This is a genomic window from Proteus columbae (assembly GCF_002777965.1).
Lineage (GTDB): Bacteria > Pseudomonadota > Gammaproteobacteria > Enterobacterales > Enterobacteriaceae > Proteus > Proteus columbae.
Window position 1 is genome coordinate 58,761 of record NZ_NGVR01000030.1, and the last position, 12,968, is coordinate 71,728.

Annotated in this window: 11 protein-coding genes; 5 read left to right on the forward strand and 6 right to left on the reverse strand. The window is 37.1% G+C overall.

The genetic code is table 11. The features are described from left to right. The first annotated feature begins 281 nt into the window (after nucleotides 1-281). Genes CBE70_RS16065 through CBE70_RS16085 form a run of 5 tightly spaced genes read left to right on the forward strand, consistent with a single transcriptional unit; the run spans nucleotide 282 to nucleotide 6,318 of the window. The gene (locus CBE70_RS16065) at nucleotides 282-1,949 is read left to right on the forward strand and encodes an acyl-CoA synthetase FdrA (RefSeq protein WP_100160110.1); all 1,668 of its coding nucleotides are present in this window, start codon (nucleotides 282-284) and stop codon (nucleotides 1,947-1,949) included. 12 nt (nucleotides 1,950-1,961) lie between these two features. Next, on the forward strand, nucleotides 1,962-3,227 hold the full coding sequence (locus CBE70_RS16070) for a YlbE family protein (protein WP_100160111.1): 1,266 nt from the start codon (nucleotides 1,962-1,964) through the stop codon (nucleotides 3,225-3,227). A 42-nt stretch (nucleotides 3,228-3,269) separates the two neighbouring features. Then, the gene (locus CBE70_RS16075) at nucleotides 3,270-4,097 is read left to right on the forward strand and encodes a DUF2877 domain-containing protein (RefSeq protein ID WP_100160112.1); all 828 of its coding nucleotides are present in this window, start codon (nucleotides 3,270-3,272) and stop codon (nucleotides 4,095-4,097) included. Nucleotides 4,098-4,143: 46 nt separating this feature from the next. After that, nucleotides 4,144-5,049 carry a carbamate kinase gene (locus tag CBE70_RS16080; RefSeq protein ID WP_100160113.1) on the forward strand — a complete coding sequence of 302 codons (906 nt, stop codon included), beginning with the start codon at nucleotides 4,144-4,146 and terminating at the stop codon, nucleotides 5,047-5,049. A 24-nt stretch (nucleotides 5,050-5,073) separates the two neighbouring features. Continuing rightward, a complete protein-coding gene (locus CBE70_RS16085) occupies nucleotides 5,074-6,318 on the forward strand; it encodes an MFS transporter (protein ID WP_100160114.1) in 1,245 nt (414 codons plus the stop codon). A 58-nt stretch (nucleotides 6,319-6,376) separates the two neighbouring features. Here the strand turns inward: CBE70_RS16085 and allS are convergent, their stop codons facing one another. The 6 genes from allS to CBE70_RS16115 all read right to left on the reverse strand — a co-directional run bounded on the left by allS (nucleotide 6,377) and on the right by CBE70_RS16115 (nucleotide 12,706). After that, nucleotides 6,377-7,291 (reverse strand): HTH-type transcriptional activator AllS, encoded by a 915-nt coding sequence (gene allS / locus CBE70_RS16090; protein ID WP_023582643.1) that lies wholly within the window; start codon nucleotides 7,289-7,291, stop codon nucleotides 6,377-6,379. Between the two features lie 384 nt (nucleotides 7,292-7,675). Further along, nucleotides 7,676-8,497 (reverse strand): CPBP family intramembrane glutamic endopeptidase, encoded by an 822-nt coding sequence (locus tag CBE70_RS16095; RefSeq protein WP_100160115.1) that lies wholly within the window; start codon nucleotides 8,495-8,497, stop codon nucleotides 7,676-7,678. Nucleotides 8,498-8,814: 317 nt separating this feature from the next. Next, nucleotides 8,815-9,750 carry a phosphatidate cytidylyltransferase gene (locus tag CBE70_RS16100; RefSeq protein ID WP_100160116.1) on the reverse strand — a complete coding sequence of 312 codons (936 nt, stop codon included), beginning with the start codon at nucleotides 9,748-9,750 and terminating at the stop codon, nucleotides 8,815-8,817. Continuing rightward, nucleotides 9,737-10,459 (reverse strand): lysophospholipid acyltransferase family protein, encoded by a 723-nt coding sequence (locus CBE70_RS16105; protein WP_100160117.1) that lies wholly within the window; start codon nucleotides 10,457-10,459, stop codon nucleotides 9,737-9,739. The genes CBE70_RS16100 and CBE70_RS16105 overlap by 14 nt, the downstream gene beginning before the upstream one ends. Before the next feature lie 3 nt (nucleotides 10,460-10,462). Then, on the reverse strand, nucleotides 10,463-11,125 hold the full coding sequence (locus tag CBE70_RS16110) for a CDP-alcohol phosphatidyltransferase family protein (RefSeq protein WP_100160118.1): 663 nt from the start codon (nucleotides 11,123-11,125) through the stop codon (nucleotides 10,463-10,465). Nucleotides 11,126-12,070: 945 nt separating this feature from the next. Continuing rightward, nucleotides 12,071-12,706 carry a response regulator transcription factor gene (locus CBE70_RS16115; protein WP_098942072.1) on the reverse strand — a complete coding sequence of 212 codons (636 nt, stop codon included), beginning with the start codon at nucleotides 12,704-12,706 and terminating at the stop codon, nucleotides 12,071-12,073. Nucleotides 12,707-12,968 lie beyond the last annotated feature (262 nt).

The following is a 12,968-nucleotide window of genomic DNA, read 5'->3' on the forward strand; positions in this document are numbered from 1 at the left end:
TTAGGTTTTATTCATAAATTAATAAACTTTCCTCATCATAATTTATTTAATAAATATCGTTCGATTAAATAAAAATTTTTTACAATAAATAAGTGTGACTTCGGTCACTCTACATTTCGATATTTCTTCAGTATGTTTATACGCAGAGATTAAAAATTAATAAATCAGACATTTATTTATATTGCTTAATAACTTAAGCAAATAGGCTTCTTATTATCAAAAAAACGAAATGCAAATAGATATGTGCTGTTACATATATTAAATGCGTTAAGGATATCATAATGATCCATGCTTTTATTAAAAAAGGGAGCTTTCAGGATTCAGTAAGCCTGATGATTATTTCCCGAAAATTAAGTGAAGCCCCAGAGGTGGAAGAAATTTCCGTCATGATGGGAACACCAGCGAATAAATCTCTTCTCGATGTCACCGGTTTCTGGCATGAGATGTTTAACGAAGCAACACCGAATGACATTTGTGTTTCGATTAAAGCGGAATCAGACGATCCTGCCATTATCGAGATGATTTCTACGGCATTAGAAGAAGCACTTGCAGAAATTGCAAGTGGGCAAAAAGGCGGTAACAAATTAACGACAGTACGTAGCTGGCGTACCGCTAAACAAAAAAGCACTAATGCCAATATGTTACTAATTTCTATTGCTGGTGAATATGCTGCGGAGTTAGCAGATACTGGTTTAGAAGATGGCTGTAACGTTATGCTGTTCTCTGACAACGTTTCTATCGCAGATGAAAAAGCATTAAAAGAAAAAGCAGCAGCAAAAGGTCTGATTGTTATGGGACCTGACTGTGGTACGGCAAATATCGCAGGTGCTCCTCTTGCTTTCGCAAACATTGCACCGAAAGGCTCGATTGGTATTGTTGGCGCATCAGGAACCGGTATTCAAGAAATTACCTCTCAAATTGTTTTACAGCGCCAAGGTATTTCTCACTCTATTGGTTTAGGTGGTCGTGACTTAACAGAGCAAATTGGTGGTATCAGTGCAATCACTGCTATCAATATGCTGGCTGTTGATCCTAATACTCGTGTTATTGCCTTTGTTTCTAAGCCACCAGCACCAGCTGTGCGTCAAAAAATTATTGCTGAAATGAAACGCCATAATAAACCGATTGTGGCTCAATTCTTAGGAACAACGCCTGAGAAACTCCAAGACGACAATATCTATTTCACTCGCACTTTAGATGAAACTGCACGTATTGCGGCTGAATTAGCACGTGTTGAAGATATTGCTGCGCAATTACCAAAAGTAGCGGGTAAGAAAATCATTGGTCTTTATGCGGGTGGTACGTTAGCCGCCGAGTGCGCCATGTTGTTATCTGAGAAACTCAATGTTGAAGTCGATAACGAACATAAACAAGGCACGATGTTAGATGCTGATGGTCACAAAATTATTGATATGGGTGATGACTTCTATACACAGGGTAAACCGCACCCAATGATTGACCCATCTACACGTAACAAATTTATCAGTGAGCTAAGCAATAAAACCGAAGCTGGCGTGTTACTGGTTGATTTTGTTATCGGTTATGGCGCAACTCAAGATCCAGCTGGCGCGTTAATTCAGGAAATCAAAAAACTGAATGAGAAACGTGGCGAAGCCAATCCACTGATCACTATCGCAACTATCACTGGTACTGAAGACGATCCACAAAACCGTAGCGAACAGCAAAAGCAGCTAAAAGAAGCGGGCATTATTGTGATGGATACGTTGCCAGAAGCCGTTTTATTAGCCAAAGAATTAATCCAGCCACATCCAGCAGAAGCACATGCTGAAGTGTCGCCACTGCTTAACGGGATCTCTGTGATCAACGCAGGATTACGTAGCTTTGCAGACGATCTGCAATCAAGTGGCACCCCTGTTGTTCATTATCAGTGGGCACCTGTCGCAGGTGGAAATAAAAAACTGGCTGAAATATTAAAGAAATTGAAATAAGGAATTGCAGATATGTACTCAACTATCGAACAAGCGAATGAAGCAGTTATCGAACGTATCCGTGAAGCCCGTCCTCACTGGTGTGATGTTAGCTTAGCAAAAGAAGTTGTTCCTGCTTTAGAGACAGGTAAAAAATTACTTCACGCAGGTCCACCAGTAACTTGGGGTGAAATGAGCGGCCCTGTTCGTGGTGCATGTATTGGTGCTTCTTTATTTGAAGGCTGGGCAGAAACTGAAGAACAAGCATTAGCAATGTTAGAAGCGGGTGAAATTGAGTTTATTCCTTGCCATAACGTGAATGCAGTAGGCCCAATGGGCGGTATTACTTCTGCTCATATGCCAATGCTGGTTATCAAAAACCACATTCATGGTAACTACGCTTACTGCAATATGAACGAAGGTATCGGTAAAGTAATGCGCTTTGGTGCTTACGGCCCAGATGTGCAAGAGCGTTTACATTGGATGCAAAATAGCTTAGCGCCAGTATTAAAAGCAGCGATTGCAACATTTGAAAACGGCATCGATCTGACGGCAATTATGGGTCAAGCCATTACGATGGGTGATGAATTCCACCAACGTAACATCGCCGCATCTGCGCTGTTACTGCGCCAGCTTGCACCAGTACTAGGCACTTTAGATTTTGAAGAAGCTGAAATCACAAAAGTGACTAAATTCCTGAGCATTACAGACCAATTTTTCCTTAATTTAGCAATGGCTTACTGTAAAGCGGCGATGGATGCGGGTGCTCAAATCAAGCAAGGTACTATCGTCACTGTAATGACTCGTAATGGTAGCAACTTTGGTATCAAAATCAGCGGAATGGGTGACCAATGGTTTACCGCTCCAGTAAATACACCACAAGGTCTGTTCTTCTCTGGCTTTAGCCAAGCAGATGCCAACCCAGACATCGGTGACAGTGCAATCACTGAAACCTTTGGTATTGGTGGCGCAGCAATGGTTGCCGCTCCTGGGGTAACACGCTTTGTAGGTGCATCTGGTGGTATGGATGCGGCGCGTGAAGTGACTGAAGAAATGGCTGAGATCTATCTTGCTCGTAACATGATGTTGCAAATTCCAACTTGGGATTTTCAAGGTGCATGTTTAGGTTTAGATGCTCGTCGTGTTGTTGAAACAGGGATCACGCCACTAATTAACACGGGTATTGCGCATAAAGAGCCGGGTGTTGGTCAGATTGGTGCTGGTACTGTACGTGCACCTTTAGGTTGCTTTGAAAAAGCAATTGTTGCACTTGCTGAAGAGTTAGGTATCGACGCTTAATTTTGTTTTTTAACGACAAAGTACAGCAATAAAGGGGGCATTATGCAAATTCAAGCACTTCAAACCAGCCAGCATATCACTGACTTTGAAGGTGAGATTAAATGTGTGGGCATTTATGACCATGCTTTGAATTTCATTTGCCCTCAACAACGCTTAATGACTTTTCATCGTGAAGGAAAAGGTTTAAGCCCGATGGGATGGTTACTAAAACAAGATGATTTTGATTATTTTGCAAAACAGTGCCATCCCTCGATTGTGATGGATCTTAAAAATCATCAAGCGACACTTGCAAATAAGCTCACATTGATCGCAGGTCAAAATGAGAATTTACGCTTACAAGATAAAGCGGATTTAGATTTGCGTTGGTTAGAAAGTTTTTTTTCTTTGTTATCGCCCTCTATTGCAACGGGGTTATATGGATCATTGAAAAATTACCGTCAAATCGCGCAACTTAGTGAAATAAAGTTATTAACTAAGCTATTTCATAATCAGCTATTAGGCAATGCTGTTAACTGGGCTATTTTTACAGGGAAAGGCCCAGGATTAACGCCAAGTTCAGATGATATGCTGGTGGGTATGTTATTTGCACATTATTTAGCAGAGCCAGAAAATAAACTTAATAATTTTTTTAATAACACACCGCCTTTATCTGAATTGACCACCATTGTCAGTAAGCACTATTTGGAATATGCCACACAGGGAATATTTTCTACCTATCTCATTCAACTAGGTAAAAAAATAAAGAATAAAGAGATTATTTTTAAGGATATGTTGGAAATACTCTCTATTGGTCATCATTCCGGCGCGGATACATTACTGGGATTATGGATTGGTTACCAAGCTAAAAAACAACAACAACATATTGATTAATTTTTTTAATAAAAGAATTTATATAAACATTCGGATACGGATACTTATGAAAACAATTGTTATTGCTTTAGGCGGAAATGCATTATTGCAACGCGGAGAAGTTTTGTCTGCTGAAAATCAATATAAAAATATTGAATTGATGTCAGAGACAATTAATAAATTAGCTAAAGAGTATCGTGTTGTATTAGTACACGGTAATGGGCCTCAAGTTGGATTACTTGCACTACAAAACCTTGCATATCAAGATGTTCCTGCATATCCATTGGATATCTTAGTAGCAGAGAGTCAAGGTATGATTGGTTATATGATGATGCAAAAAATTAATCAAAATCATCCTGAACAAGCTATTACAACAGTAATGACTCGAGTTTCAGTTGATATTAATGATGAAGCATTTAACGATCCAAGTAAATTTATTGGCCCTATTTATGATGAAGCTGATAAAGCAGAGTTAATTGCGAAGTATCAATGGACATTTAAACAAGATGGTAAACATTATCGTCGTGTTGTGCCATCACCAACACCAAAAAAGATTATTGATATCGAAGCAGTAAGACTTTTATTAGATAAAGGTCATATTGTTATTTGTGGTGGCGGTGGCGGTATTCCAGTCAATAATTCAAATAATGAATTTATTGGTAGTGAAGCTGTTATTGATAAAGATTTAACTGCGGCTTTAATTTCTCGTGAATTAAATGCAGAGCACTTTGTTATTTTAACAGAGGCAGATGCTATTTATAAAAATTGGGGTACACCAGAACAAGCTGCAATTCGTGAAGCAACACCAGAAGAACTTGCACCAATGGCTGTCGCTGATGGCGCAATGGGACCAAAAATTATGGCAGTGAGTGATTTTGTTAATGCAACAGGGCAACAAGCTCACATTGGTGCATTACAAAATATTCAACAAGTTATTGAAGGTCAGTCTGGCACTTTAATTTATAAGTCTTAATAAAATGCTTTCAGGAGCGTCATTATGAACGATGCACAAGTGAATGAGAAAGGCAAAGTCCCTTATTGGGTCAAACTGACCATTATCTTCTTCTTTGGTTGGATTGCGCTGTATGGTAGCCGTGCCATTGTTGGCCCTTTAATGGTAAATATTGGAGCTGAGTTTGATCTATCTAAAGCTCAACTTGGCTCTATCATGAGTATTTTCTTTATCGGATATACTGCACTAAATATTCCATCAGGCATGATTGGTGACTATTTAGGTAAGAAAAAAGTATTAGTAACAGGTGTTGTTCTCTTTGGTGGATTTACCATTATTGCAGGTATGATGCCAACTTACGTGACCTTTATGTTTGCATGGGTCATGGTGGGGATATTCCAAGGTTTCTATTATGGCCCTCAGTATGGTCTATCCTCAGAAGCGATACCAAAACATCGTATTACACTAGGTAGTGCGATTATCAATAGTGGCATGGCATTTGGTTTGTCTATTGGTTACTACATCTCCAGTATTTCTGTTGGTGAGATGGGAATGAGCTGGCGTGCTCCGTTCTATATCATTGGTGTGCCAATTATTATCATTGGTTTGGTTATGTTATGGATCATCAAAGATAAGCCAAAAGCACAACCAGCGACAGAAAATGGCGCACCAAAACAGAAAGTTAAACTGACATTTAAAGACTTATTTGGTAATCGCAATATCAATCTTGCGTATGTCACCATCTTCTGTTCAATCTATGGCTTCTTTGTATTAGTAACTTGGTTACCGTACTACTTAGAAACTGAGCGTGGAATTACGGGTACACAAATTTCAACTATTGCATCATTAATGCCGTGGTTTGCTATTCCTGGTTCACTTATTTTTAGCTGGGTTTCAGATAAAATTGGTCGCCGTAAACCTGTATTACTGATCATGTTACCGCTGTCATTAGTCGCTATTCTTGCTGTACCAATGTCAGAATCAATGCCTGTGTTAATTGGTGCACTGATCCTTTACGGTATTGTAGGTAAAATCAGTACAAACCCAGTACTTGTTGCTGTGGTTGCTGATAACTCACCGCGACATGCACTAGGCACATCGTTTGGTGTTTATAACTGTATCGGTATGTTGGGTTCTGTTTTTGCACCAACATTAACTGGTTTCCTATCAGACAAAACAGGTAGCATGGACTCAGGTTTCTACTTTGCAGCTATTCTGATTTGTATCGGTATTGTGGCAAGCCTCTTTATTAAAGAAAGCAACAACAATAATGAAGAAGTAAAAGCGTAGTACGCTATTCAAATAGTCACTAAATACACAGTAAAAGGGCAAACTTCGGTTTGCCTTTTTAATTTAAAGGATCGTAAAACGATTGCACACTAGGATGATTTTGCTTAAACAATTCCACTAAATAACTTACTACCGCACCTTTTTTATCTTCACACCATGCTAATGAAAGAGGAGAGTTATGACGACGATTTTTCACTTCTTTCGCAATTAATTGTCCGCTATCAATCAGTGGTTTGCATAAACTTAATGGTAAAAATCCTATTCCCACCCCTTTTAAATGACAGGCTAATTTAGTGTGTAAATCAGGTACACGGATCTCGTGCTGACCCGATAAGCGCCATGCTGTGCGTTTAGAAAGATGACGAGACGTATCTTCAACGTTTACAGCAGAATACATACGCATTTGATCATCACTTAATACACCACTGATATTGGCTAAAGGATGATTTGGCGCGACAACAAATTGCCATTGAATTTCGCCCATCGCACAAATGTTAATATTATTCTTAAGAGATTCATTACCCGTAACACCGATAGCAAAATGGTAATCTTCATTAATAAGCGCATCCCAAACGCCCATATAGACTTGGCGAGTAATATGAAATTGGGTAGAAGGAAAACGTTGATGAAGACAAGCCAACATACTGGCAACCGCAGTGCGATCATAAAGAAGATTATTAATGACAATGTTAACCTGATGTTCGACACCTGCGTTCATTTGCTGAAGTTCCACAGGCATTGATTCTAACCATACAATCCATTGACGACATTTTTCTAATAGATATTCGCCAGCTGGCGTGAGTGTAACGGTTCTTGTGGTGCGATTAAAAAGTTGGGTACCGATATTTTCTTCTAATGTTTTTATACGGTAACTAATTGCCGCTGATGTTTTATGAAGCATATCGGCTGCTTTGGTAAAACTTTGGCAGTCTGCGACCTGTATAAAAGTGCGGATCATTTCTTGGTCTAACATATTTTTGTCCTGATGGTGAAAGAGGCAAATTTTCAGCAGATAATGCTGAACTAAAAAAAGAAAACAAAGCAAACAAAGCCAAGCTTACCTATTTTTTCTAAGGTCTATACCGTAAAGTAAGGCAACTTCTTATCGTGTTAATGGATGTTATTATTTTGAGCTTGTTATTGTGTATCGAATGAAGTTTTGATTATTTATAGATAAGCGATAAAGCATACTAACAAAAATTTCAGCGGATGATGGGCGCAAATAAGAATATCTGTATTTTATTTGTGTGATTGCTTTCACGTTTCACTCATCCTTTTACTGATGAAGTTAAGATACCAGTAAAAGGTGGTGAAAGTCAGGATAAAAAATCCTTCAATAAGATAAGAAAAAAGTCGGTCAGGCTATTTTAAATGGGTAAGTAAAAAAGAGCAGGTGAGTCAGATTAAGTGCAAAGTGAAATAGCGTTGAAACCCAGAGACGACCACTCCACATCCAAGCTAATCCATAAATAATCCCCGCGAGTGAAGCAAAAACAACCAACAATATTCCGCCAGCGAAGTGTGCTAAACCAAAGATAATGGCCGCTATTAATAGCGCAACATAAGGGGGAAGATAGCGTGACAATGTTTGCTGAATAACACCTCTAAATAATGCTTCTTCAGCAAGTGATACAAAAAAGAGGTTCGCGAGAATAAATACAGGTAACCATGGTGGTAAATGCAATTCAATTGCTAATCCCCCTAGTTTTACAGCGATCAATAACAATGCAGGAATGGCAATAATTAGCATTGCCCACTGTAATTTATTTGCTTTTTTTAATGGATCGCAGACAAAAAGTGTAGGAATAAAGATCAGAAAAATAAAGGGTAATAATGCTTTATCAGCATTTAAATAAAAAGAAAAAGGGGCGCTTTTCATCCCTATAATGGCATGTGAAAGATAACGTAAATTGTTAAAACCAGGAATAAGGTGAAAAGTTAATCCGCTGGCAATAATGACAAGTGCGAGAATGATGATTGCTCTAAGCAAAGGCTGTGTTTTATAGCGAGAATAGGCGAACGCTAGTAAGAGAATACTAAAAATAACTGGCAAGGTATGCCATGTAATAACACCTGTTATAAATGCGCTAAGTGTTGTAAATATCAGTGTAATAAATGCAAGAGTGCGATTGAAACCCAAAAATAACAAAGAAAAAGCAAGAAGTAACCAAGTGATCATAATTGTAAAGGATCTAAAATGAAAAGGAGCGCTAGGGTAAAAGATAGCAGCCTTTTAGGCTATCACTATAAATAAAAAAGTAGAGAAATCAGACCTCTTTATTCGCAATACTTTTATTTAATTATTTGATTTATATATAGAATGTGAAAAATTGACTTTTAATCCAAAATTAAAACAAATGTTTAATTTATATAATGATAGTCAATTCATGATATTAAATTGGTATGAGAAAAACAGAAGATATAAAAATGCCGATAGTTTTATATCGGCATTTTAGTCCATATAAGTTAGTTTACTTTTGATTAAACCAAGTAAAACTAAACGTAAAAATAGCGAATAACATGGAAGAAAATAGGTGCTGCAAAACAGAGAGAATCCATTCTATCCATCATGCCACCATGACCTTCGATCATCGTGCCAAAATCTTTTACGCCGCTGTCTCTTTTGATTGCTGACATACATAAACCACCGGCAAAGCCCGCCAATGTAATCACTAAAGAGAGTAAAAATGCTGCCCACCATGAGAAAGGCGTTGCCCACCACAACATCATACCAATAAGGCTGGCGGAGATAACGCCACCAAAAAAACCTTCTACTGTTTTATTTGGGCTTAATTTAGGCACGATAGGATGTTTGCCAAATAATTTACCAAACACATATTGAAGTACGTCAGAAACTTGCACCACTATCATTAAAAAGAGCAGTAAATTGATATTACGGCCTTCGAAACCTTCAATTGGCAACATTAAAAGTGCTGGTGCATAACTTAGGCAATAAATTGCTATCATCACGCTCCATTGTACTTTTGCCATACGTTCTAAGAAGTGGCGAGTGTCACCTGAAAGTGCCATACGTGTTGGTATTAATAGGAAGGCGTAAACTGGAATAAATACCGCCATTAAGTTGTACCATTGCACACCAACCAGAATGTATTGGATAGGCAATATAACGAAGAAACACCAGAACAGCGCTTCATGGTCGCCACGATGTGTGGGTGTTAAGGTAATAAGTTCGCGTAATGCAAGCCATGAGATAATAGTAAATAGAACGACAGAACCTATTGCCCCAATTCCTATTGCAACACCTGCAATAATACACATTACCCACCATGCGTTGATCCTTGAATTAAGATTCGTGATGGTGGAAGTCGGACCTTTTACTGCCGCTAAAATAGCACCAATAATGCTGGCTATAATTAAAAAAGAGAAGAGCCCGATAAAGATCCAGAGGACTTCGTTATTAATACGTTCCATTGTGTAGCTCCTCTAACGCACTTTTTGCTCTTACCAGAAACTCTTGCTTACTTTCATCTTCATGAGTGGCTTCAATAGGGGCACCAAAAATTGCACTGCAAATAACAGGAACAACTAAGCGAGAGCCTTTAGGAAGGACTCTATTTAAGTTTTCCAAATAAATAGGGACTAATTGTACATCCGGATTTTTACGAGAGAGATGCCAAAGACCCGCTTTAAAATCTTGAATAGACTCGCCGTTACCTCGAGTACCCTCAGGAAAAATAATTAAAGAATCCCCTTGGTCTAAAATTTCTTGCATCAGAGCAAGTGCATTGGTTTTATTTGGTGCAGATGATGCAGCATCATTAACGGGTTGTTTTAGGCTCTCTTGGCCAGAATTATCCTCTTGTGGAAAATTCATTTTGGCAGCATGGCGAGGAATAAGAATAGCTCTAAAGATACGATGAGATAAATAACGGCGTAAACGGTTTTTGTTCCAATAATCTTCAGCAGCAACGGGATGAACATAAGGGCGAATATTGGGTGAAAGACAGGACCAAATAACTAAGCCATCAAGATGACTAGAATGGTTAGCGTAATAAATACAGGGTATATCTTTTGCAATAGGGGAGGTTTGTTTAGCGCGAATACCTGTTAAGAATCGACAAATAGAGACTAAGACGGATGATACCACTTTTGCATCTAAAGCAAGTTTTCCATTTTTCATTAATCAGACACCTTGTGCTAAATCCCGTAAAATTCGACGGGTTCTGAAAATTGTGGTCAGCGTTGAACCTAAAATAATAATCCATAATGCAATAAAAAAGAGCCATATTCCCCAAACACTAGGAATAAATGCAGCAATAACAGCAACAGCGGTTAATAACGCCATTCGGTGTTGTTTTGCCATTGGGCCTGTAAATTGTTGATCTAGCCCACAAGCACCACCTAATACGCGAACATAAGCGGTCATTACTGCAAAAAAAGCGCCCACCCAGCTCAACGTAATGGCCATAGAAAAGTCAGAAGATAGCCCATAACCGACACCTAAAATAATTAAAGTATCGGCAATTCTGTCTGGTAATTCATTATAAACAGCACCTACTGGGCTTTTCATGCCTCCTTCAACGGCAACCATGCCATCTAATAAATTACAAATGAGGCGACCTTGGATCATGATAGCGCCAAGGATCAGCAAAATTGAGCGTAATAGTCCAGATGTGTAAAAGAGGGCACAAAATAGTGATAAGCCTGCAAGTAATGCAAATACGACACTAAACACGGAAATACCGTTAGGAGTAGCCCCTTTTTGTTGTAAGTAGCGGCTGCACTTTGTGGCCCAGTTTGTTTGCCTTGCTTTTATCGGACGACGGTTTTTATCTTGAGTGTTCATTTTTCTTTGTAAAAAGCGAGTTAGAAGGGCATAGCATAAGGGCATTTACTCAAAGTGAAAATAAGAATAAACGTATAAGTTTATCTTATATTTTTTTTATGCAGATTATTTCCTCCTTGTTTTGCTCTTATTAAGACTATAAATCAATCATTAATAATCATTTATTTTTCTAGGTGTTAATACTTATTCAAAGCTAGTGCATTATACTTACATAGTGTGATCATTTAGTGATGCTCTTTATTCGAATATTATTAAGTGGAAATGTTAAATGATGTATTACATTAATTAAACTATAAAGAGAATAAATTTCTTAAGTAAAAGGGAGCATAAAGGGAAATACTTATTATTATTTCTTATTTTACTGTTTAAATAATCGCAATTAAAACACTTCGATTAGAATTTTCTTATAAAGAATTTTTTGTTTAAATCGAAAGTCAAAGCGCATAAACAGTCTTTAAATGGGCATAAAAAAAAGAGACAGGAATTTCTTTTTTATTATTTTTTACTCATTAATAATTTTCTTCGTGAAATAAGAATAAAGAGAATGAGAAATTAGAAATGAGAATGCTCATCTTTATAATAAGTAAAAAATGATTTATATCAAATGAAGGGCTTCATTTGTTCTTATATTGCTATTATTAATAAAAAACAATCATAATAGTTATTAATAATAGCGATTATGAAAATAATATATACAAGTGTTTTAAATTGAAATTAAACGAACACTAATGAAAGGGTGGCATCAAAATAAGTTGCCGCCCTTTCTATCGTAGAATGGTGTCTAGCGTATTAATTATTCCCATATTAGGTGTAATTCATCCAAAATAGAATATTTTTAGAAGTACAGCTTTCTCTCATTAATAAAATATAATGAAAATTAAACAGGTCATATCGTTATATGGCTAGATAATACAACCCATTGATAAATAGAAATCACATTGTAAATTAGCTTGCTCTTAAGTCATATTTCTTAAAGAAATCATACTCTTGAACTAATTGTGGTAGTGATCTTATTTTCAATTTCGTATACATATTTGAACGATGTACTTCAACTGTACGAGGCGATAACGAAAGCTTTTCTGCCGCTTCTTTGCTCGTATTTCCTTCAAGGATCATCTCCATAACCTCTTTTTCTCTATTAGATAACTTACCAAATTTATCTTTTAGAGATATATATGTTCGGAATTGCTCAACTTCACTTTCATAATGTAGGAAAGATTCCGAGACAATATTAAGAAGTTCATTCACATTTAGAGGACGAGTTAAATATTCAAAAGCCCCTGATTTAAATGCGTTACGACAACTCTCAATGGAACTATCCCCAGAAATAATAATAACAGGGATGATGTTTCTCAATTTGTTGAGTTCTTTAATCAGTGCAATTGATGGTGCTGCACTGCTTTTTGTATTAATTATGATGCACTCTTTATGAGCTCCTTTTGTTGATGAAAAATAGTATTTCAAGAAAGCCTGTTCATTTGAATAGGTTTTCACATTAGCCGCTAAAGAAGAAAGAACGGCTTTAAGTTGAACTTTTGTACTGTCATCTTCAAAAGTGATTAAGTGGATTATTGATTCCATATGTTGCTCCTGGTTTTACTCTGCTCTTACACTAAAAGTGAATGAGTAACGAAATTTGACTAATTTATAAGTTTTTTTGTGTAGGGTAACATTCACGCGACGGAGCCATATTCAGAATATATCAAATTAAAAATGATTAATACTTCTGTATTATATTATAGATAAAATATCAGAACTTTGTTTTGTTTCAATATTTGTATTTTATAGATAAGAATAATTTATTTCTATAATGAAGAGAGGAGATAACAATTATTAATTGTAA

Bases quoted from the DNA above. Each gene is read 5' to 3' on its own strand.
- CBE70_RS16085 (WP_100160114.1), top strand. From the start codon at position 5,074: ATGAACGATGCACAAGTGAATGAGAAAGGCAAAGTCCCTTATTGGGTC.
- CBE70_RS16095 (WP_100160115.1), bottom strand. From the start codon at position 8,497: ATGATCACTTGGTTACTTCTTGCTTTTTCTTTGTTATTTTTGGGTTTC.
- CBE70_RS16100 (WP_100160116.1), bottom strand. From the start codon at position 9,750: ATGGAACGTATTAATAACGAAGTCCTCTGGATCTTTATCGGGCTCTTC.
- CBE70_RS16065 (WP_100160110.1), top strand. From the start codon at position 282: ATGATCCATGCTTTTATTAAAAAAGGGAGCTTTCAGGATTCAGTAAGC.
- CBE70_RS16115 (WP_098942072.1), bottom strand. From the start codon at position 12,706: ATGGAATCAATAATCCACTTAATCACTTTTGAAGATGACAGTACAAAA.
- CBE70_RS16110 (WP_100160118.1), bottom strand. From the start codon at position 11,125: ATGAACACTCAAGATAAAAACCGTCGTCCGATAAAAGCAAGGCAAACA.
- allS (WP_023582643.1), bottom strand. From the start codon at position 7,291: ATGTTAGACCAAGAAATGATCCGCACTTTTATACAGGTCGCAGACTGC.
- CBE70_RS16070 (WP_100160111.1), top strand. From the start codon at position 1,962: ATGTACTCAACTATCGAACAAGCGAATGAAGCAGTTATCGAACGTATC.
- CBE70_RS16080 (WP_100160113.1), top strand. From the start codon at position 4,144: ATGAAAACAATTGTTATTGCTTTAGGCGGAAATGCATTATTGCAACGC.
- CBE70_RS16105 (WP_100160117.1), bottom strand. From the start codon at position 10,459: ATGAAAAATGGAAAACTTGCTTTAGATGCAAAAGTGGTATCATCCGTC.
- CBE70_RS16075 (WP_100160112.1), top strand. From the start codon at position 3,270: ATGCAAATTCAAGCACTTCAAACCAGCCAGCATATCACTGACTTTGAA.